The sequence below is a fragment of the Streptomyces araujoniae genome, from assembly GCF_050871195.1.
In the GTDB taxonomy this organism is placed as follows: Bacteria; Actinomycetota; Actinomycetes; order Streptomycetales; family Streptomycetaceae; genus Streptomyces; species Streptomyces bacillaris.
Genome location: NZ_CP194070.1, coordinates 122027 through 144069, shown reverse-complemented (window position 1 = coordinate 144069; position 22043 = coordinate 122027). Strand labels below are relative to the sequence as shown.

The window sequence follows — 22043 nt, the reverse complement described above, 5'->3', positions numbered from 1 at the left end:
TCATGAAACAGCTGCTGCTCGACTTCCTCTGGTCCCACCTGCGCACGCTCGGCGCGTTCCGCGAATCCGGGCAGACGCCGGAGGCCGCACGGGAGTCGGCGGGCCTCGCGCCCGGGTACGGGGCCTGGTTCGACGAGTGCCTGCGCATCTTCGAGGAGGCCGGCCGCCTCGACCGGCGGGACGGCAGGATCCTCCTCGACGCTGCCGGGCCGCACCGGCCGATCGAGCAGCTGTGGCGCGAGTGGGAGGCGGCAAGCCCCGCGTGGCGGCGGAATCCCGACCTCGCTGCCACCCACCTCCTGGTGGAGACCGCCTTACGCGCCTTCCCCGACATCCTCGGCGGACGGCGGCCGGCCACCGAGGTCCTCTTCCCCGGCGGATCGCTGGAACTGGTGCAGAACGCCTACGCGACCAACCCGGCGTCCGCGTTCTTCAACCGGGTGCTGGCCGCCGACCTGGTGGCACGGCTGCACCGGACGGCCCAGGCCCGGCCGGGGGACGGAGCGCGGATCCTGGAGGTCGGCGCCGGTACGGGCGCCACGAGCGCCGTCGTCCTGGAGGCACTGCGCTCCGCGCGGCTGGACGTGCGCGAGTACTGCTACACCGACCTGTCGAGGGCCTTCCTGAACCACGCGGAGCGCTCGTTCGGCGCGGAGAACCCCTGGCTGACCTACGGGGTCCTGGACATCGAGCGCCCGGTGGCGGACCAGGGGCCCACCCTCGGCGCGTACGACGCCGTGGTCGCCGCCAACGTCCTGCACGCCACCCGCGACATCCGCCACACCCTGCGCAACGCCAAGGCGCTGCTCCGGCCCGGCGGGGTGCTGGTCCTGAACGAACTGACCGCGAACAACCTGCTCAGCCAGTTCTCGTTCGGCCTCCTCGACGGATGGTGGCGCTACGAGGACCCGCACCTGCGGATCGCGGGCTGCCCGCTGCTCTCCACGGACACCTGGCAGCGCGTCCTGACGCAGGAGGGATTCCGCGCCATCGCTCGGCCCGCGCGGCACGCCGAGGATCTGGGACAGCAGATCATCGTGGCCGAGAGCGACGGCGTCGTACGGCAGCCGGTCACCCGTCCGCGTCCGTCCGCGCCGTCGGCGGAGCCGGTGCCGGTGCCCGAGAGCCCGGCACGCGCCGTGACCGGCCACCCTGCCGGGAGCGAGCCCGGGGACCGGCTGCAAGCCCGTATCGAGGCGGTCGCGCTCGACGTGCTGGCGGAGGCGCTGGACATCCCGCGGACGAGGATCGCGCGGGACGAGCCCTTCTCCGGCTACGGACTCGACTCGATCTTCGCGGTGAACGTGGCCCGGACCCTCGGCGGGAGGCTCGGCATCGACCTCGACATCACGGTGCTGTTCGAGCACAACACCCTCGCCGAGCTGGGCGAGTTCATCGTCTCCGAGTACGCGGAGGAGCTGCGGGGGACGCTGCCGCCGGAGCCCGCACCACCGGACCCGGCGCCCGGTCCCGTACAGCCCCGGCCCGAGCCGGACGAAGCCGCGCTCGACGCCATGGCGGTCGTCGGCATGGCCGCACGCTTCCCCGGTGCCGACGACGCCGACGCGTTCTGGCGGATCGTCGAACAGGGCGGCCGGTGCATCACCGCACCGCCGCGGAACCGTCCGGACTGGGCGGGCCACGGCGACGGGGCAGCCGAGCTGCGGGGCGGGTTCCTCGACGGCGTCCATGAGTTCGATCCGCTCTTCTTCCGCATGTCGATGACCGAGGCGCGCCAGGTGACGCCGGAGCTGCGCCTGCTGCTGATGGCGTCGTGGAACGCCGTCGAGGACGCGGGCTACCGGCCCGCCGAGCTGCGGCGCCGGCCCACGGGCGTCTTCGTCGCCACGACCCAGAGCGAGTACCGGCCCGCGGCCAGGGACCTGCTGAGCCTGCCGTCGCCCGCGATGGTGCCCAACCGGATCTCGTACCTGCTCGACCTCGAGGGCCCGAGCGAGCAGTACGACACGACGTGCTCGTCCTCGTTCGTGGCCCTGCACCGGGCGATCCGGTCCATCCGCGACGGCGAGTGCGAGCAGGCGATCGTCGGCGGGGTGAACCTGGTGATGTCGCCCATGGGGTTCGGCGGGATGCGGGCCGCGGGGATGCTCAGCCCGGGCGGCGACGTCCGGCCCTTCCAGGAGGGCGCCGACGGTACGGCGCGCAGCGAGGGCGTCGCCGCCGTACTCGTCAAACCACTGCGGCGGGCCCTGGAGGACGGGGACTTCGTCCACTGCGTCGTACGCGGCACCGGCGTGGCCCACGGCGGCAGGGGCGTGTCCTTCACGGCACCGAACATCAGGGGCATGAAGGCCGCCGTCGCGCACGCCCACGCCGACGCCGCGATCGACCCGGGCGCCGTGGACTACATCGAGACCCACGGCATGAGTTCGCTGCTCGCGGACAGCGCGGAGCTGGCCGCGCTCGGCGCCGGGCACCGAGGGGAGGGCGACGGCGAGGACGTGACGTACCTGGGCAACGTGAAGCCCTGCATCGGGCACACGGAGGTGGTCTCCGGCCTGGCCGCGCTGGTGAAGACCGCGCAGGCGATACGGCACGGCGTCATCCCGGCGATCCCGGGGTTCGGGCAGCCGCACCCCGACCTCCCCCTCAAGGGGACGCGGCTGCGCATCGCCACGCGGAACCTGCCCTGGCCCGAGCGCACCGACGACGCGGGCCGCCCGCTGCCGCGCCGCGCGGGCCTGCACAGCTTCGGGATCGGCGGCGTGAACGCGCATGTCGTCCTGGAGCAGCACATCGCCTCCGGGAACCCCGCCTCCGCGCACCCGGACGACGAGCCCGGGGCGCAGGTGCTCGTGCTCTCCGCGCGGAACGCCGACGGCCTGCGCGAGCGGGCGCGCCGGCTGACGCAGCGGCTGGCCGGGGCGGATCCGCGCTCCTGGGCGGACATCGCGTACACCCTGCAGGTCGGCCGGGAGGCGATGGGCTGCCGGCTGGCGTTCGTCGCGCGGAGCACCGACGAGGCCGCCCGGACGCTGGGCGGTTGGCTCGACGGAGACCCGGACACGCTCGCCCGCGTGGCGTTCGCCGACGGCGTCGATCCCGCGGCCGGAGCCGGGCCCGACGGGCAGCCGGCGCGTCTCGACGACGTGGCGGAGCAGTGGGCCGCGGGCACGTCCATCGACTGGGCCCCGATGCACCGCGGCGCCCGGCGCGGACGGATCCCCCTGCCGGGCTACCCCTTCGCACGGCTGACCTGTTTCGCCGAGCAGACACCGCAGCCGGATCAGGCGGCGCACACAGACGCGGGCGTTCCCGAGGGCGAGGACCGCGAGGCCTTCGTCGCCGACCTCGTCGCCTCGGTGCTGGGCCTCCCGCGCCACGAGATCGACGGCACGAGATCGCTCGCGGACTACGGTCTCAACTCCCTGCTGCTGGTCGCGATGCTGGGCCGGATCACCAGCGTGTTCCCGGGGTTCCGGCCCGAATGGTGGCAGCCGCACGACACGTTGGACGACGTGGTCGCCAGGCTGACCGCAGCGGAGGTCCGCCCCACGCGCGCGCCGGCCCCCGAACTGGTGCGCCTCAACGGCGCCGCCGAGGGCAGGCCGGTCTTCTGGATCCACGGCGCACTCGCCGGCGTCGAGTCCTACCGCACCATCGCCGCGCGGATCGACCGGCCCTTCCACGGCATCCAGGCCCGCGGCCTGCTGTCCGAGGACGCGCCGATCGAGGGCGTCACGGCCATGGCCGAGCACTACACCGGGATCATCCGCTCGGTGCAGCCCGAAGGGCCGTACGACGTCGGCGGATTCTGCCTCGGCGGCATCGTCGCCTACGAGGTGACCCGGCGGCTGCAGGAGCAGGGCCAGGACGTGGCCTCGCTCACGATGGTGGACTCGCCGGACGGGACCGGCCTGGCGAAGGCGAACGCGAACGGGTTCCAGTCGGCCCGGAGCGCCGCCCTCCAGGTCGTCAACTCCCTGCTCTGGCCCCCGGGGGAGAAGGACCCGGCGGTCCTGCGGGCCCGTCTGATCCACCGGGACGAGATCGCGGAGGACCTGGACGAGGACGCGTTCGTCCTGCGGCTCGCGGAGCTGGCGGCCGAGCGCGGACTCGCCATGAGACCCGACCGGACCGCGCGGTTCGTCAGGCGCACCATGGCGATCCAGCTCGCCTACCGGCTCGGGGAGCACACCATCAGGCCCCTGCCACGGCCGGAAGCCGTGGTGTGCACCTACTTCCACAACCGGCGCGGGCTCTTCCTGGGCGAGGTCGAACCCTACTTCCAGGTCGCGGGCGAGACCTTCTCCCTCGACCACGTGAACTACCGGCAGGACTGGGAGCGCGAGCTGCCGGGCCTCCGCCTGGTGGAGATCGACGCCGCCAACCACATGACGATCCTGAACGACGCGGAGCCGCTCGCCGCGATCGAGGAGACCTGCCTGGCGCTCTACGCGCCCGACGAGATCGGGGCCACCCGTGTCTGACCTGACCGACGCCCGGACGTACGGCCGCCACGAGCCGGTGGCGATCGTCGGCATCGGCTGCCGGCTGCCTGCCCGGATCGAGAACCCGACCGGGCTCTGGCAGGCGCTGCTCGACGGCGTCGACGCGGTGCGCCAGGTGCCGGACGACCGCTGGAACGTCACCGCCTGGGCCGCGGCGGAGGCGTCCGGCGGCGCGGCGAACCGCCGGGGCGGCTTCCTCGACGACGTCGCGGGCTTCGACGCGGAGCACTTCGGCATCCCTCCGGCCGAGGCACGGCAGATGGACCCGCAGCAGCGGATCGCCCTGGAGGTGGCGTGCGCCGCCGTCGAGGACGCGCGGCGCTCCACCGCGAGCCTGGCGGGCACTCGCACCGGCGTCTTCATGGGCGCGATGTGGCAGGAGTACCCGCTGTTCACCCAGGGCGCCGCCGAGGCGATCCACGCCCACTCGGCCATCGGCTGGGACAACTCGGTGATCCCGTCCCGCATCGCCTACGCGCTCGGGCTGCGCGGCCCGGCGATGGGCGTGGCGACCGCGTCCAGTTCCTCCCTGGTCGCGGTGCACCTCGCCGTGCAGAGCCTGCGCTCCGGCGAGTCGGACTTCGCCCTCGCCGGCGGCGTCAACCTGATGCTGCACCCGAACACCTCGGTGGCCATGACGAAGCTCGGCACCCAGAGCCCCGACGGCCTCTGCCGGGCCTTCGACGCCGACGGCGACGGCTACGCCCGGGGCGAGGGCTGCGCGGTGGTCGCCCTGCGCCGGCTCTCCGACGCGCTCGCGGACGGCGACCGCGTCTACGCACTGGTGCACGGCAGCGCCGTCAACAACGACGGCGCCACGGACGGACTGACCGCCCCCGGCCACGAGGCGCAGACGGAGGTGCTGCGGTCGGCGTGGGAGAACGCCGGGGTCGCACCGTCGTCGGTGGCGTACGTCGAGGCGCACGGCACGGGCACGCCCCTGGGCGACGTGACGGAGGCGGGCGCGCTCGGCACCGTGTTCGGGCCCGGCCGGCCCGCGCCGCTGCGGATCGGCTCCGCGAAGACGAACTTCGGCCATCTCGAAGCGGCGGCCGGTGTGCTCGGGCTCGTCAAGGCCGCGCTGGCGGTGCACCACGGCGTCCTCCCGCCGAGCCTCCACTTCCGCACACCGAACCCGCGCATCGACTTCTCCGCCGAACGGCTGGACGTGGTCACCGAGGCGGCCGCCTGGCCGGACGGGCCGAGGTTCGCGGGGGTGAGCAGCTTCGGATACGGCGGCACCAACGCCCATGTCGCCCTCGGTGAGGCGCCCGGGAGCCCGTCGGCACCGGCCGCACCCGATGAGGGCGGTCCGGTCTGCCTCGCGGTCTCCGGCACGAACCCGGACGCGCTCGCGCGCAACGCCGCACGGCTGGCGGAACACCTCGGACAGGCGCCCGGCACGAGCCTGTCCGACGTCGCCCACGCGCTGGCGACGACCCGCACGCATCACCCCGCGCGCGGCGCGGTGATCGCCGGTACGGCGGACGAGGCCGTGGCCGGACTGCGGGCGCTCGCCGCCGACGAGAGCCACGACGCGGTGGTGACGGGCGCGCTCGCCGAGCGCGGCCGTGTCGCGTTCGTCTTCCCCGGCCAGGGCGCCCAGTGGTGGGGGATGGGCCGGTCGCTCTGGGAGCAGAACGAGGCGTTCCGCGAGGCGGTGACGGCCTGCGACGAAGCCCTCGCCCCGCACACCGGGTTCTCGGTCGCCGCGGTCGTCCGGGGACAGGACGGCGTCGCGCCGCCCCTCACCCGTACGGACGTGGTGCAGCCGGCCCTGTTCGCGATGTACGTCGGGCTCGCCGCGATGTGGCGCGCCTGGGGCGTCGAGCCCTCGGCGGTCGTCGGCCACAGCCAGGGCGAGGTGGCCGCGGCGGTCGTCGCCGGGGCGCTGAGCCTGGCGGACGGCGCCCGCATCGTGGCGTTGCGCGCCCGGGCCGTGCAGGACCGGGCACCCGACGGGGCGATGGGGCTCGTGGAGCGCCCGGTGGGCGAGGTCACCGGGCAACTGGCGGCCTACGGCGACGCGCTGTCCGTCGCGGTGGTGAACACCGCGCGCTCGACCGTCGTGGCCGGAGACGCCGAAGCGCTGGACCGCTTCCTCGCGCAGATGGAGGCCACCGGCGCGTACTGCCAGCGCGTGGACGTGGACTACGCCTCGCACAGCCCCCACATGGACGTCCTGCTGCCCGCCCTGCGCGAACAGCTCACGGGCCTCGCCTCCACGGAGACGGAGATCGCCTTCTATTCGAGCGTGACGGGGGAGCGGGCAGCCGGTCCGGAACTCGACGCGGACTACTGGTGCCGCAACCTGCGCGAGCCGGTCCGCTTCGACCGCGCGCTGGAACGCCTGCGGGCGGACGGCTTCGGGACCTTCGTCGAGGTGAGCCCGCACCCGGTGCTCCAGATAGCCCTGGCACAGGGAACCGAGGCCGACGCGGCCGCCGTGGTGGTGGGCAGCCTGCGCCGTGGTCGCGGCGGGCTCGAACAGCCGCTGCGGGCGCTCGCGGAGCTGCACGTCCAAGGTGTCCCCGTCCCGTGGCAGCGGGTGTTCCCGGCCTCGGACACGTACAGGACGGACCTGCCGACGTACGCGTTCGAACGCCGCCGCTACTGGCTGGACGAGACCGACGACACGATCCCGCCGGCCGGCACGGCCTCGTGGCGCGAGGACGTGCTGGCACTGCCCGAACCCGAGCGTCCGGGATCGGTGGTCGCGCTCGTCACGCAGGAGGCCGCGGCCCTGCTCGGCCGGCCCGTGGACGCCGTGCGCCCCGATCTGACCCTGCGGGAACAGGGCTTCGACTCCCTCATGGTGGTCGAGCTGCGCAACCGGCTCAGCGCACGCACGCGGGTCCCGCTGCCCACGGTGCTCGCCTTCGACTACCCGACCCCGCGAGCGATCGCGGCCCTGCTGCTGACGCACGCCGACGCGCAGGACCCGCAGGACGGCGCCCAGGAAGCCGCGTCCGCCGTCGCCGCGGTGCCCGTACGGCCCGACGAGGACGACCCCGTCGTGATCGTGTCCATGGCCTGCCGGCTTCCGGACGGGATCGACACGCCCGAGGCGTTCTGGGACCTCCTCGCCGACGGCCGCGAAGCCTCCTCCCCGTTCCCCCGCCGCTGGGACGGATGGGATCTCGGCACCATCGAGGAGACGGAGCGCGCCGCCACCGGCAGGCGCTTCGAGCGCAGGGGCGGCTTCGTACGCGACGTCGAGGACTTCGACGCCGCGTTCTTCGGCCTCAGCCCGCGTGAGGCGCTCTCCCTGGACCCGCAGCAGCGGCTCGTCCTGGAAGTCGTATGGGAGGCGATCGAGCGGGCCAACCTGCGCACCGCGTCCCTCGAAGGCGGCAACACGGGCGTCTACATCGGATCGATGAGTTCGGACTACGACATCGCCCGCCGCTGGGACGTCGGGAGCAGCGACGGCTACAAGATCACCGGCAACGGGTCGAGCCTGATCTCCGGCCGGGTCTCCTACACCCTCGGCCTGTCCGGGCCCGCGCTCACCATCGACACCGCCTGCAGCTCCTCGCTCGTGGCCCTGCGCCTGGCGTGCGAGGCGCTCCGCAGCGGCGAATGCGACCTGGCGTTCGCCGGCGGAGTGACCGTGATGAGCACCCCGCAGATCTTCGTCGAGTTCAGCCGCCTCAACGGGCTTGCCGCCGACGGCCGTTGCAAGAGCTTCGCCGACGACGCCGACGGCACGAGCTGGGCGGAGGGCTGCGGTGTCCTGGTGCTCAAGCGGCTCTCGGATGCGCGGCGCGACGGCGACCGCGTCCTGGCCGTCGTACGGGGCACCGCCATGAACCAGGACGGCCGCAGCCAGGGCCTCACCGCCCCGAACGGCCTCGCGCAGCAGCGCGTGGTGCGCGGTGCCCTGGCCGACGGGGGCCTGACCCCGGCCGACATCGACGCCGTCGAAGCGCACGCCACCGGCACCGTCCTCGGCGACCCCATCGAGGCCGGAGCCCTCGCCTCGGTCTTCGCCGGCCGCGTACGACCCCTGCACCTGGGATCGGCCAAATCCAACATCGGCCACGCCCAGGCGGCCTCCGGCGTCATCGGCGTCATCAAGATGGTGCTGGCCCTCCAGCACGAACTGCTGCCCCGCACGCTCCACGCGGAGAAGCCGAACACCCGGATCGACTGGACAGGCGGCGAACTGGAGCTTCTGCGGGAGCCGAGGAAGTGGCCCCGGACCCGGCGGGTGCGTCGCGCCGGTGTCAGCTCGTTCGGTATCAGCGGCACGAACACGCACGTCATCATCGAGGAAGCGCCGGAGGCACCGGAGACCGTCGTCGCGGACCGGCCCGGCGACGGCCCCGTCCACCCGCTGGTGATCTCGGGCACCGACCCGGCCGCCCTGCGCGCGCAGGCCCGGCACTGGGCCGAGTGGCTCGACGCGCGGCCCGCCGCGCCGATGCGGGACATCGCCCACACCTCCGCCGTCGGCCGTACGCACCTCGACGCCCGCGCCGTGGTCTTCGCGGGCGACGCCACGGAGGCCGCCGCAGCCCTGCGGGCGGTCGAGCCCGGCTCCGGCCCGGCGCCGGGGAAGACCGCCTTCGTCTTCGGCGGCCGGGACACGCGGCCGCCGGGTGCGAGCAGTCAACTGCTGGAGCAGAGCCCGGTGTTCCGCGACACCGTGGCGGAGTGCGACGCCGTCCTCGCGCCGCTGACCGGCTGGTCCGTGCTGGAGGCGCTGCGCGGCGAGAGGGACCGGAACGGTCCGGACGCGCAGCCGTGCACGCTGTTCGCCACATCGCTCGGACTCGCGGCCCTGTGGCGCAGCTGGGGAGTGGAGCCTGCGGCGGTGGTGGCGGGCGACGCATGGGGCGAGGTCGCCGCCGCCGTGGTGAGCGGCGCGGTGAGCCTGGCGGACGGCGCCCGCGCCGTCGCCCTGCAGGCCGGAGCGCGCTCGGCGGAAGCGGCCGACGGTACGACGGCGGGGATCGTCCCTGCCCGCACGTCCGTCCCCCTCTATTCGGTCCGGACGGGCCAGGTCGTAACGGGGCCGCGGCTCGGCGGGGACCACGGGTTCCGCGACCTGCCGGAGCCGGAACCCGACACGCTCGACCGCGCGCTGGAGCGGCTGCGCGGCGAGGGCTTCGGAACCTTCGTCGAGATCACCACGCTCTCCGGGGACCCCCGGGGCGGTGTGGACCAACTCTGGCGTGCGGCGGCCGAGTTGTTCGAGCGGGGCTTCCCGCTGGACTGGGAGCGTGTCCTCGGACCCCGGAGCGCCGGGAGGGCCGACCTCCCGACGTACGCGTTCCAACGCCAACGCTTCTGGCTCGGTGACCTCCCCTCCGGACCCGCCTCGGTGACGGAACGTCATTCCTCTGACGGTCACCCGTGGTTCGACGCGACCACGACGCTCGCGGGCGGCGGCGGCCACCTGTTCACCGGACGGCTGTCGCTCGACGACCTTCCCTGGCTGGCCGATCACGTCGTCGGCGGGCAGGTCTACGTGCCGGGCGCGGGACTGGCCGACGCCGCGCTGTCCGCCGCCCGGACCGCGGGCGCCGACGCCCTGGCGGACCTGACGCTGCTGGAGCCGGTCGTCCTCCTGCCGGGCCGCGCACGGCGGATCCAGGCCACCGTCGGTGTTCCGGACGCGCACGGACGGCGCCCCTTCGCGTTCCACAGCCAGCCCGAGGACACGGACGAGCCCCTGGTCTGGCAGCAGCACGCGACCGGGGAGTGCGTGACCCGCGAGGGTGCCGCCGCCACACCGCCGCCCGGCCTCGGCGACCGGCCGCTGCCCGAGGCCCGTACCCTCGACACCGAAGCCTTCTACGGACGCGCCCTCGCCAACGGGCTCGACTACGGTCCGGCGTTCCGGGGACTGCGCGTACTCACCTGCCACGACGGCGTCCACCACGCCCGGGTGTCCCTTCCCGACGCGCTGGACCCGGGCGGACACGGCCTGCATCCGGCGTTGTTCGACGCGGCTCTCCAGGTCGTCGTCGCCGGTCTGATGGAGGCGGGCGCGGCCCCCGGTCCGCTCGTCCCGTTCATCTGGTCGGACGTCGAACTGTTCCGTGCCGCGGGCAGAGAACTGACCGTGCGCGTGTCGTACGGATCCGCCGGGGACGGGGACCTCGCCCCGGCCACCGTCTGGCTGGCCGACCCGGCGGGCCGACCGGTGGCCCGGATCGGCGGGCTGAAGTTCCAGCCCGGCCGACGGCGAGGACACCCGTTCGCCGAGCACCTCTACCGCGTCGGCTTCGAACCCGTACACCCCCGGGCCGAAACCCCCGATCCCGCGCCCACCCTCGTGGTCGGTGACGCGTCGTTGGGCGCGGGGCTCGGCGCCGACGCCGTACCCGACCTGGACGCCCTCGTGACGCGGCTGGAGGGCCGGACGGATGCGCCCCGGCGGTTGCTGTTCGCGCTGCCCGACAGCGCGTCCGCCCAGGGGCAGGACGCGGAACGGAGCGCCGCCGAAACGCTGCGCACGCTTCAGGTCTGCCTCGGTGATGCCCGGCTCCAGGGCACGGAGCTGGTCTGGATCACCCGGGACGCGGTGGCCTCGGGCCCTGACGACCGGGTACGGAACTGGGCCCACGCCGCGGTGTGGGGCATGGTCCGTACGGCCCGCACGGAACAACCGGAGCGCGTCCTGCGCCTGGTCGACCTCGGTCCAGGCACCCCGGACTTCCCGCTCCTGGCCCGCGTGACCGGGACCGGCGGCGAGCCGGAGTGCGTCCTGCGCGGCGCGACCGTCCACGTGCCACGGGCCAGGCCCACCGTCGAGGAGACCGACGCGCTCGTCCTGCCGGACGGAGGCGGCTGGCACCTGCACCGGCGGGAGGACGGCCGGGTGGACGTCATCGCCGCCCCGCACGACGAGGGCGCGCCGGAGCCGGTCGCGCCGTCGGAGGTCCGTGTCGGGGTACGGGCCGCCGCGATGAGCCCGGAGCGGGCGCGGGCCCTGGACTTCGCCGGGACCGTCAGGGAGGTGGGCAGCGGCGTCACCTCCGTACGCGCCGGAGACCGGGTCGTCGGCCGTGCGGCAGCCGCGCTCGGCACGGAGATCCTCGTGGACGGCGCCGCCCTCAGGCCGATGCCCGCGGACCTCACCTTCGCCGAGGCGGCCGCCGCCCCCTCCGCCACCGAACCCCCGCACGCCAAGGGGACGTTCACCGCCTTCGACGTACGCGAAGCGCCGCACGCCCTGCGCCACGCGCAGCGGAACGCCGCCCACACCACCGTCCTGACCCTGCCACGCGCCCTCGACCCGGACGGCACGGTACTGATCACCGGCGGTCTCGGTGAGCTGGGCAGCGCGCTCGCCGCGCACCTGGTCCGCGCGCACGGGGTGCGGCGGCTCGTGCTGCTCTCGCGGCGCGGTGGCAACGCCCCCGGAGCGGACTCGTCCGTACGGGAACTCGAAGCCGCGGGCGCCGAGCGGGTGGACCTGGTCGCGGGCGACATCGCGGACCGGGCCGCGGTGGCCGCGGTACTGGAGGGGATCGACCCGGGCCACCCCCTCACGGCCGTGTTCCACCTCGCCGGGGTGCTCGACGACGGCCTGGTGGAGGGCTTCACCGCGGAGCGGCTGCACCGGGTGATGGCACCCAAGGTCCAAGGCGCCCGGCTGCTCGACGAGTTGACCGAACGGCTGGACCTGGCCGCGTTCGTCCTCTTCTCCTCGGCGGCCGGAACGCTGGGCACCGCCGGACAGAGCGGGTACGCGGCGGCCAACGCGACGCTGGACGCCCTGGCGGCCAACCGGCGCAAGCGGGGCCTCGCCGGACTCAGCCTCGCCTTCGGGCTCTGGGAACAGGCCGGAGTGGGCATGACCGCCCACCTCGGCAAGGCCGAGCTGGGACGTCTGCGGCGCCAGGGGATCGGCGCCCTGACCCTGACCGAGGGCCTGCACGCCCTGGACGTCGCACTCGCGCGGCTCGAGCCCCAGCTGATGCCCGTACGCCTGGAACTGGCATCGCTGCGACACGCGCTGGGCGATGCCGAAGCGCCGCCCCTGCTGCGCGGCATGCTCCGGCGCACCCCCGAAGCGCGCGGGGCCGAAGCCGCCGGGACCGCGCAGTCGCTCGACACGCGGATGGCGGAGGCCTCCGAAGCCGAACGGCCGGCTCTGCTGCTCGATCTCGTCCGCGGCGAAGTCGCCGACGTGCTCGGCCTGCCCGGACCCGACAGCGTCCCGGCCGACCGGGCGCTGCGTTCCCTCGGGATCGACTCGCTCACCATGGTCCAGTTGCGCAAACGCCTCGCCAAGCGGCTGGACACCACGCTGCCCGCCACCCTGGTGTTCGACTACCCGACCGCCGAGGCCATCGCCGGGCTCCTGCTCCACGACGCCACCACCCTGAAAAGGAACGAGAAGTGAAGACAGAGGCCCTGTTCATCGCGGGTGTCGCCACCTACCTGCCCCCGGCGACCAAGGTCGAACAGGCCGTCGCCGACGGCCTGTTCGACGCCCAGGACGCCGAGGACACACAGCTGGAATCGGTCTGCGAGGCCACGGACGAAGCTCCGCCCGAGATGGCGGTGGCCGCTGCCCGGGACGCCCTGGAGAGGTCGGGGCACCGGGCCGAGGACATCGCGCTGCTGCTGCACGCCTGCGTGTACTTCCAAGGCCTCGAGCTCTACCCGACGGCCTCCTACATCCACCGTGAGGTCCTCGGGGACCATTCGGCCCTCGCCTTCGAGGTCAAGAACGCTTCCAACGGCTGCATGACCGCGCTGGACATCGCGGCGCGCTCCCTCGCGGCCACCGACGACGTGGCGGCGCTGGTGACCACCGCCGACAAGGTGAGTCCACCGGCGATCGACCGCTGGAACAGCGACATCGGCATCGTCCCCGGCGACGGCGCGTCGGCCATGGTGCTCAGCAAGAGGTCCGGGTTCGCCCGGGTACTGAGCACCTCGACGGTGTCGGACCCCACCCTGGAGCGCCTGCACCGCGGCGACGCGCCCTTCACGCCCCACCACGACCCCACGCTCCCCATCGATCTGCGGCTGCGCAAACTGCAGTACCTGGGAGACGTGGAACTCGACGAGTTCACCCGCCGGTTCCGGGCCGGTCTGAGCGACTGCGTCGACCGCGCCCTGCGCGACGTGGACACCGGTCTCGGGGACATCGCCCGGTTCGTCGTACCGCACTTCGGCCGCATCGTGCTGCAGCGCGAGGTCCTCGCCGCACTCGACATCGACCTCGACCTCACGACCTGGTCCTGGGGCCGTACCGTCGGCCACCTCGGCGCGGGCGACCAGATCGCCGGACTCGGCCACCTGGTGGAGCAGCGCGCCGTGGACGTCGGTGACCTCTGCATGCTGCTCGGCGTCGGCGCCGGCTTCACCTGGACGTGCGCCGTGGTCCGGATCACCGAGCTTCCCGAGTGGCCGGCACCGTCGGCCGGATCCGGCCTCGGAGGCGGGCGGATCTGATGCGCTGCCACGTGTTCCCGGGACAGGGCACCCAGAAGAAGGGGATGGGGCGGAGCCTCTTCGGACGGTTCCCCGACCTCTGCCGCCGCGCCGACCTGGTGCTCGGCTACCCGGTCGAGGAGCTCTGTCTGGAGAACCCGGAACGACGGCTGTCCGACACCGCGTACGCGCAGCCCGCGATCTACGTCGTCAACGCGCTGCACTGGTCGGCGGCGCGGGAGGACCTGCCTCCCGCGGACTTCCTCGCGGGCCACAGCCTCGGTGAGTACAGCGCCCTGTTCGCGGCCGGCGCCTTCGACTTCGAAACCGGCCTGACGCTGGTGCGACGCCGTGCGGAACTGATGAGCCAGGTCAGCGGCGGTGCGATGGCCGCGGTCGTCGGCCTCTCCGAGCAGACCGTCCACGACATCCTGAAGCGCCAGGGTGCCACCGGCGTCGTCATCGCCAACTACAACGCGCCCGAACAGTTCGTGCTCTCCGGCAGCCGCGAGGAGCTGGCCCGGATCAAGCCGGCCTTCGAGAAGGAGGAGGGTTTCCGGGGCTTCGTCCCGGTCCGCGTCAGCGGCCCCTTCCACGCTCCGGCGATGGCCCCGGCCGCCGACCGCTTCCGCTCCCTGCTGGCCTCGGTCGAGGTGGGCGACCTGCGGACACCGGTCATCTCCAACGTGACCGGCCGGCCCTTCGGCCCCGATGCGCGGGAGATCCGCGACCTGCTCGCCGAGCAGATCGCCAAGCCCGTCCGCTGGACCGACTCCATCCGGTATCTGCGGGACGCGGGCGTGTCGGTCTTCACGGAATTGGGCGAATCGAAAGTGCTCACCTCACTCATCGACCGGATCACCGCCGAGCAGGAGACCGCACCGGAGCCCGCCCACGAGCCCGCGCCGGAGCCCGCGGAAGAGCCCGCACCGGAGTCCGTACGAGAGCCCGAGGCGGCGTCCGGGCCCGATCCGCGCCGGGACCTGATCGACCGCATCAGGCGCGAGATCCTCCAGCCGGAGATCGGTGACGAGGCGCTGGGCTTCGACGAGGACGCGTCGTTCCGGCAGCTCGGCCTGAACTCCATCATCTACGTGCGCCTGGCCCGCAGGGCCGCGACGGTCCTCGGCGTTCCCGTCAAACCGGACGTCATCTTCCAGCACCGTTCCTGCGCCGCCCTGGCCGACCACCTCCTGACCCGCGACGACATCCCCCAGTCCGCACCGCCCGAGGCCCCACCAGCGCCGGTGCGCGCCTACCGGGACGAACGGGTGACGGCCCTGCTGCACGAATGTGCGAACGGAACCCTCAGCGTGGAGCGGACCATCGAGGCGATCCGCGCCCTCGCGTGAGCGGCGCCGCGACGGGGGTCCCCGGCAGCTCCCGCCACCGTGCGGACGGGAGGCCTCGCGCCCACGGGAGGCGCCGCACGCACGGACGGCGTCGCGCCCACGGGAGGCCTCGCACCCATCGCAGGCGTCGCGCCGCGGCGGGCCCGACGCCGCGAGCCGTCGGGCCCGCCGTGGGAGGATGGCCGGGTGACGCTGGAGGATCTCGTCCGGTTGCGCCGGGCCCGTGACCGGATGGACCGTGAGTACGCGGAGCCGCTGGACGTACCCGCGCTGGCCCGGGGTGCGCTCATGTCGCCCGGCCACTTCTCCCGCAGCTTCCGGGCGGCGTACGGCGAGAGCCCGTACAGCTACCTCATGACCCGCCGGATCGAGCGGGCCAAGGCGCTGCTGCGCCGCGGGGACCTCTCGGTGACCGAGGTCTGCTTCGCGGTCGGGTGTACGTCCCTGGGGTCCTTCAGCTCCCGGTTCACCGAGCTGGTCGGGGAGAGCCCCAGCGCGTACCGGGCCCGGCCGCACGAGGAAGGTGCCGCCATTCCGGCCTGCGTCGCCAAGATCCACACGCGACCGGTCAGGAATGGAGAAGCAAAACCTCGGCCCTCTCCGTAGCGTGAGGACCATGGAAATCAAGCTCGCACAGACCTTCATCGCCGTCGACGACCACGACAAGGCGCTCACCTTCTACCGGGACGTTCTCGGTCTGGAGGTCCGCAACGACGTCGGGTTCGAGGGGATGCGCTGGGTGACGGTCGGCTCCCCGGCCCAGCCGGACGTGGAGATCGTCCTCGAACCGCCGCTCGCCGACCCCAACGCCCCGGCCGCCGACAAGCAGGCCATGGCCGAGCTGCTCGCCAAGGGCCTGCTGCGCGGGGTGATCTTCTCCACCGACGACGTCGACGCCACCTTCGAGCGCATCCGGGCGGCCGGCGGCGAAGTGCTCCAGGAGCCGATCGACCAGCCGTACGGTGTCCGGGACTGCGCCTTCCGCGACCCCGCCGGGAACATGCTGCGCTTCAACCAGCCGCGCAAGGGCTGACGCCCGCCGACGGACCGGTTCCGCCGTCGTACGGGGACGGCGGAACCGGGACGGGAAGACGACGTGGGCAACACCGTGGGTGCGACAGATGGAGAGACGATGAGCAAGGCCGGGAAGACCGGATCGCGGTCGGCGGGGCAGTCGGCTGCGCGGCCGGTCGCCGACAGCCACGAAGTGATCCGTGTGCACGGGGCGCGCGAGAACAACCTCAAGGATGTCGACATCGAGATCCCCAAACGCCGGCTGACGGTGTTCACCGGGGTCTCCGGCTCCGGCAAGAGTTCGCTGGTCTTCGACACGATCGCCGCGGAGTCCCAGCGGCTGATCAACGAGACCTACAGCGCCTTCGTCCAGGGCTTCATGCCCACGCAGGCCCGCCCCGAGGTCGACGTGCTCGAAGGGCTGACGACGGCCATCATCGTCGACCAGCAGCGGCTGGGCGCCGACCCCCGCTCCACGGTCGGCACCGCCACCGACGCCAACGCCATGCTGCGCATCCTCTTCAGCAGGCTCGGCAAGCCGCACATCGGCTCGCCCAACGCATTCTCCTTCAACGTGGCCTCCGTCAAGGCCAGCGGGGCGATCACCGTCCAGCGGGGCGCCGCGACCAGGACGGAGAAGCAGACCTTCACCCGTACCGGCGGCATGTGCGTCCGCTGCGAGGGCCGGGGCACGGTCTCCGACATCGACCTCACCCAGCTGTACGACGACACCAAGTCGATCACCGAGGGCGCCTTCACCATCCCCGGCTGGAAGTCCGACAGCTGGTGGACCGTACGGACCTACGCCGAGTCGGGGTTCCTCGACCCGGACAAGCCGATCCGCGAGTTCACCGAGAAGGAGATGCGGGACTTCCTCTACCGCGAGCCCACCAAGGTGAAGGTCGAGGGCGTCAACCTCACCTTCGAAGGACTCATCCCCAAGATCCAGAAGTCGTTCCTCGCCAAGGACAAGGAGGCGATGCAGCCGCACATCCGCGCCTTCGTGGAGCGCGCGGTCACCTTCACCACCTGCCCCGAGTGCGACGGCACCCGGCTCAGCGAGAGCGCCCGGTCCTCGAAGATCAAGAAGATCTCCATCGCCGACGCCTGCGCCCTGCAGATCAGCGACCTGGCCGACTGGGTCCGTGAGCTGGACGAGCCCTCGGTGGCGCCCCTGCTCGGCGCCCTCCTCGGCACCCTCGAATCGTTCGTGGAGATCGGCCTCGGCTACCTCTCGCTCGACCGCCCCTCGGGCACCCTCTCCGGCGGCGAGGCGCAGCGCGTCAAGATGATCCGCCACCTCGGCTCCTCCCTCACCGACGTGACGTACGTCTTCGACGAACCCACCATCGGCCTGCATCCGCACGACATCCAGCGGATGAACGACCTGCTCCTGCGGCTGCGGGACAAGGGCAACACCGTGCTCGTCGTGGAGCACAAGCCGGAGACGATCGCCATCGCGGACCATGTCGTCGACCTGGGCCCCGGGGCCGGCAGCGCGGGCGGGACCGTCTGCTTCGAGGGCACCGTGGACGGCCTGCGCACCGGCGGGACCCTCACCGGCCGCCACCTGGACGACCGGGCCGTCCTCAAGGAGGAGGTCCGCACGCCCTCGGGCACGCTGGAGATCCGCGGCGCCTCCACGCACAACCTGAAGGACGTCGACGTCGACATCCCGCTCGGGGTGCTCTGTGTGATCACCGGGGTCGCCGGCTCCGGCAAGAGCTCGCTCATCCACGGGTCGATCCCCGCCGGAGAGGACGTCGTCTCCGTCGACCAGACCGCGATCCGCGGCTCCCGCCGCAGCAACCCGGCGACGTACACCGGGCTCCTCGACCCGATCCGCAAGGCCTTCGCCAAGGCCAACGGCGTGAAACCCGCCCTGTTCAGCGCCAACTCCGAGGGCGCCTGCCCCACCTGCAAGGGCGCCGGGGTCCTCTACACCGACCTGGCGATGATGGCGGGCATCGCCACCGTCTGCGAGGAGTGCGCGGGCAAGCGGTTCGAGGCCTCGGTCCTCGACCACCACCTCGGCGGCCGTGACATCAGCGAGGTGCTCGCGATGTCGGTGGACGAGGCCGGGACCTTCTTCTCCGAGGGCGAGGCCCGCACCCCCGCCGCGCACAGGATCCTCACCCGCCTCTCCGACGTCGGCCTCGGCTACCTCAGCCTCGGCCAGCCGCTCACCACGCTCTCCGGCGGTGAGCGCCAGCGGCTGAAGCTCGCCACCCACATGGGCGAGAAGGGCGGTGTGTACGTGCTCGACGAGCCGACCACCGGTCTGCACCTGGCCGACGTGGAGCAGCTGCTCGGGCTGCTGGACCGGCTGGTCGAGTCCGGGAAGTCGGTGATCGTCATCGAGCACCACCAAGCGGTCATGGCGCACGCCGACTGGATCATCGACCTCGGCCCCGGCGCCGGACACGACGGCGGCCGGATCGTCTTCGAGGGCACCCCCGCCGATCTGGTCGCGGACCGCTCCACGCTCACGGGCGAACACCTGGCGGCGTACGTGGGGGAGTGACGGGAACGTACGGCACCGTGCCGGTGTACGGGGCCGGGGCCGGGGACCATCCCCCGGCCCCGGCCGCCCGGTTCAGGACGGCCGGTCCCGGTTCAGCCACGACGGGACCTCGGGCACCCCCGCGTCCCACGCCCGCGGTTCCGCAGGCGCCGACGCGGGCGTCGTCGGAGGCATGGGCGCGGGAGGAAGCGGGTGCCCCGGTTCCGGCCGTGGGTCCTGCTCCGGCTCCCGGTCGTCCGGCGGCTGCGGTACGGCCTCCGGCTGCGGTACGGGCTTCGGCTCGGCGCTGTCGTACAGCTGCTCGATCACCGTGAACCGGCAGTGGAAGCTCTGCCAGGCCCCGTCCAGCACCAGGACGAACCCGTCCCGTTCCCGGTAGAGCCGCCGCCGCTTCGGGCTCGTCGGATGCACCGGCCGGTACTCCTCGGCGCGCTGCCGCAGGACCTCCAGCGCCTCCTCACGGGTGCCGTCGACATGGTCGACGACCCCGCCCGACCAGACCCGGCGCTGGCCCCCGAAGCCGAGGTTCTGTTCCACCAGCAGCCCCCACCTGGGCATGTTCTCCCCCGCTCGTCGACCGCACAGCCTGGCGCGAACCGCCCTCCGCGCCGGAGGACAGCCGCGCCCGCCATTGTTCCCGATCTCGCGACGCGCCGGGCCGGCCGCCCCGTCGCCGTACCGACTCCGCCGGGAGGCAGCCATACTGGACGGGCCGGGGAGGGAGCAGGACCGGCGGCGGGGAACGACGGGGGCGGGAAACGGCAGATGGCGGACACCAGGCTGATCCAGAGCCGGTACCGGCTGCTCGATCTGATCGGGCGCGGTGGCATGGGCGAGGTGTGGCGGGCGCGCGACGAGTCGCTGGGCCGGCTGGTCGCCGTGAAATGCCTCAAGCCCATGGGCCCCCAGCACGACCAGGCGTTCACCCGCATCCTGCGCGAACGCTTCCGCCGCGAGGCCCGGGTCGCCGCCTCCCTCCAGCACCGGGGCGTCACCGTCGTCCACGACTTCGGAGAGCACGAGGGCGTCCTCTACCTCGTCATGGAGCTGCTGGACGGACAGAACCTCAGCCAGCTCCTGGAGGAGAACGAGCAGCGTCCGCTCCCCGTCGACCATGTCGTCGACATCGCGGAACAGGTCGCGGACGCCCTCGGCTACACGCACCGTCAGGGCATCGTCCACCGTGATCTGAAGCCCGCCAACATCATGCGGCTGACCGACGGCACGGTGAAGATCTGCGACTTCGGCATAGCGCGCCTCGGCCGTGACATCGGCATGAGCTCCCGGCTCACCACCACCGGCATCGCCATGGGCACCCCGCACTACATGTCGCCCGAGCAGATCGGCGGCAAGGAGGTCGACCACCGCAGCGACCTCTACTCGCTGGGCTGTGTGCTGTACGAGATCGCCACCGGCGTACCGCCGTTCGACCTGGCGGACGCCTGGGCCATCCTTGTGGGGCACCGCGACACCCGGCCCGAACCGCCGCGCACCCACCGAGCCGAACTCCCCGGCTTCTTCGACCGCGTGGTCCTGGATCTGCTGGCCAAGGCCCCCGACGAGCGGCCCGCCGACGCGGGCGACCTGCGCCGCCGCATCGTGCTCGGCCGCTCGGGCGAACAGCCCGTACCCGGGGCCGGTGTTGTGCGACGGGAGCCCGAGCGGCCGACGTCCGGGCCTGCGGGTTCCGGTCGGCCGGATGCCGAACTCCCCTTCTGGGCACGTAAAATGACGTCCGGTCACCAGGCCAACGGCTCGCTGGGTCCCGCCCTGCCCGACCCCGCCGCAGGACTCACCCGCCGCTGGACCACCGCGGCGAGCACCGCCGCCCCCCGGCCCCCGCTCACCGACGGCTCCACCGGCGTGCCCCCCGCCCGTTCGGCCCCCGCCCCCGCCGCCGACCGGCTCGCCGCGCTCGCGGGCCGCCACAGCGAGGGCGTCGACCTGGGACGGCTCGGCCGCTGGGAGGAGGCGGGGGAGGTGCACCGCGCGGTCGCCGCCGAGCGCGAGAGCCTCCTCGGGCCCGACCACCCGGACACGCTCGCCAGCCGGCACGAGGTCGGCCTCACCCTGAGCCGCACCGGCCGGGCCGCCGACGCGCTGCGCGCGTTCGGCCAGGTCGCCGCGGGCCGCGAGCGCCTCCTCGGCCCCGACCACCCGCAGACCCTCGGGGCGCGGGAGCAGACCGCGTACGTCCTCGGCCAGCTCGGCCGTCACTTCGAGGCCCACCAGGTGTACGCGGCGGTCCTCGCCACCCGGGAACGGTCCATGGGCCCCGACCACCCCGACACCCTGCGCTGCCGCCACAACCTCGCCCTCAACCTCGGCCGGCTCGGCCGCACCGAGGAGTCCTGGCAGCTGGCCCGCCAGGTGGCCGACGACCGGGCCCGGCTGCTCGGCGCGACCCACCCCGACACGCTCGCCACCCGGTACGAGGTCGCCTACACCCTCGGCAGGCTGGGGCGCTGGGCGGAAGCCCTGGAGACCTACCAGGACATCGCCCGGGCCCGCGCCGCCACCCTCGGCGCCGACCACCCCGACACCCTCGCCGCCCGCTACGAGGCGGGCATCAGCCTCGGCCGGCTCGGCCGCAGTGCGGAGGCGCTGGAGCTGTACCGCGCCCTGGTCGCCGACCGCACGCGGGTGGGCGGACCGACCGACCCCGAGACGCTCCGCGCCCGCCACGGGCTCGGCGTCAACCTGGGCCGGATGGGCCACTGGGAGGAGGCGCTCACCGAGGCGCGCGGGGTCTGCGGGATCCGGGAGGAGGCCCTCGGCCCCGACCACCCGGACACCGTCATCAGCCGCCGTGAGGTCGCCGTCGCCCTCGGCTGGCTGGGGCGCTGGTCCGACGCGCTGACCGCGTACCGGGAGGTCGCGGAGGCACGCGGCCGAGCACTGGGCCCCGACCACCCGGAGACCCTCGCCGCCCGCAACGACGAGGCACACTGCCTGGACCGCCTCGGCCGCGAGGACGAGGCCGCCGAGCTCTACCGCACCCTCGCCGCCCACCGCGCCCAGAACGCCCTGCCGCCCCAGCGGTAAGAGGGAGCCGGGGCGTGGTGCCGGGCCTGGCGCCGGACACGCCCGGCACGGGCGCCGGTGCCGCGTCGGCCCCGGGTTCCGGATCGGCACCGGGCGGGCCCCCGGGCCTCGCGTCGGCCCCGGGTTCCGGATCGGCACCGGGCGGGCCCCCGGGCCTCGCGTCGGCCCCGGGTTCCGGATCGGCACCGGGCGGGCCCCCGGGCCTCGCGCCGGCCCCGGGTTCCGGATCGGCCC

Annotated in this window: 9 protein-coding genes; 8 read left to right on the top strand and 1 reads right to left on the bottom strand. The window is 73.6% G+C overall.

Going from position 1 to position 22043, the window contains the following annotated elements:
* The first annotated feature begins 2 nt into the window (after positions 1-2).
* From ACQ9ZG_RS00590 to ACQ9ZG_RS00560, 7 genes are all read left to right on the top strand, one after another.
* Complete coding sequence (locus ACQ9ZG_RS00590; protein ID WP_499279628.1) at positions 3-4451, top strand: beta-ketoacyl synthase N-terminal-like domain-containing protein; 4449 nt, start codon at positions 3-5, stop codon at positions 4449-4451.
* Entirely contained in the window at positions 4444-12834 is an 8391-nt protein-coding gene (locus ACQ9ZG_RS00585; protein WP_499279626.1) for a type I polyketide synthase, read from the top strand. Before ACQ9ZG_RS00590 ends, ACQ9ZG_RS00585 begins: the two co-directional genes overlap by 8 nt.
* Positions 12831-13895 (top strand): ketoacyl-ACP synthase III family protein, encoded by a 1065-nt coding sequence (locus tag ACQ9ZG_RS00580; RefSeq protein WP_109916786.1) that lies wholly within the window; start codon positions 12831-12833, stop codon positions 13893-13895. Before ACQ9ZG_RS00585 ends, ACQ9ZG_RS00580 begins: the two co-directional genes overlap by 4 nt.
* Positions 13895-15226 carry an ACP S-malonyltransferase gene (fabD, locus tag ACQ9ZG_RS00575; RefSeq protein WP_109916787.1) on the top strand — a complete coding sequence of 444 codons (1332 nt, stop codon included), beginning with the start codon at positions 13895-13897 and terminating at the stop codon, positions 15224-15226. The genes ACQ9ZG_RS00580 and fabD overlap by 1 nt, the downstream gene beginning before the upstream one ends.
* Before the next feature lie 186 nt (positions 15227-15412).
* A complete protein-coding gene (locus ACQ9ZG_RS00570; RefSeq protein WP_109916266.1) occupies positions 15413-15832 on the top strand; it encodes a helix-turn-helix transcriptional regulator in 420 nt (139 codons plus the stop codon).
* 10 nt (positions 15833-15842) lie between these two features.
* A complete protein-coding gene (locus tag ACQ9ZG_RS00565) occupies positions 15843-16259 on the top strand; it encodes a VOC family protein (protein WP_028417068.1) in 417 nt (138 codons plus the stop codon).
* Positions 16260-16358: 99 nt separating this feature from the next.
* Positions 16359-18764 carry an ATP-binding cassette domain-containing protein gene (locus ACQ9ZG_RS00560; protein WP_109916265.1) on the top strand — a complete coding sequence of 802 codons (2406 nt, stop codon included), beginning with the start codon at positions 16359-16361 and terminating at the stop codon, positions 18762-18764.
* A 72-nt stretch (positions 18765-18836) separates the two neighbouring features.
* Here ACQ9ZG_RS00560 and ACQ9ZG_RS00555 read toward each other — a convergent pair whose 3' ends face one another.
* The gene (locus tag ACQ9ZG_RS00555) at positions 18837-19322 is read right to left on the bottom strand and encodes a hypothetical protein (RefSeq protein WP_109916264.1); all 486 of its coding nucleotides are present in this window, start codon (positions 19320-19322) and stop codon (positions 18837-18839) included.
* A 207-nt stretch (positions 19323-19529) separates the two neighbouring features.
* Here ACQ9ZG_RS00555 and ACQ9ZG_RS00550 point away from each other — a divergent pair, with 207 nt between their 5' ends.
* Positions 19530-21809, top strand: a complete 2280-nt coding sequence (locus tag ACQ9ZG_RS00550; RefSeq protein ID WP_499279624.1) for a serine/threonine-protein kinase — start codon at positions 19530-19532, stop codon at positions 21807-21809.
* The last annotated feature ends 234 nt before the right edge of the window (positions 21810-22043 follow it).

Coding starts and splice junctions, on each gene's coding strand:
- ACQ9ZG_RS00590 (WP_499279628.1), top strand. CDS start 3: ATGAAACAGCTGCTGCTCGACTTCCTCTGGTCCCACCTGCGCACGCTC.
- ACQ9ZG_RS00555 (WP_109916264.1), bottom strand. CDS start 19,322: ATGCCCAGGTGGGGGCTGCTGGTGGAACAGAACCTCGGCTTCGGGGGC.
- fabD (WP_109916787.1), top strand. CDS start 13,895: ATGCGCTGCCACGTGTTCCCGGGACAGGGCACCCAGAAGAAGGGGATG.
- ACQ9ZG_RS00565 (WP_028417068.1), top strand. CDS start 15,843: ATGGAAATCAAGCTCGCACAGACCTTCATCGCCGTCGACGACCACGAC.
- ACQ9ZG_RS00550 (WP_499279624.1), top strand. CDS start 19,530: ATGGCGGACACCAGGCTGATCCAGAGCCGGTACCGGCTGCTCGATCTG.
- ACQ9ZG_RS00560 (WP_109916265.1), top strand. CDS start 16,359: ATGAGCAAGGCCGGGAAGACCGGATCGCGGTCGGCGGGGCAGTCGGCT.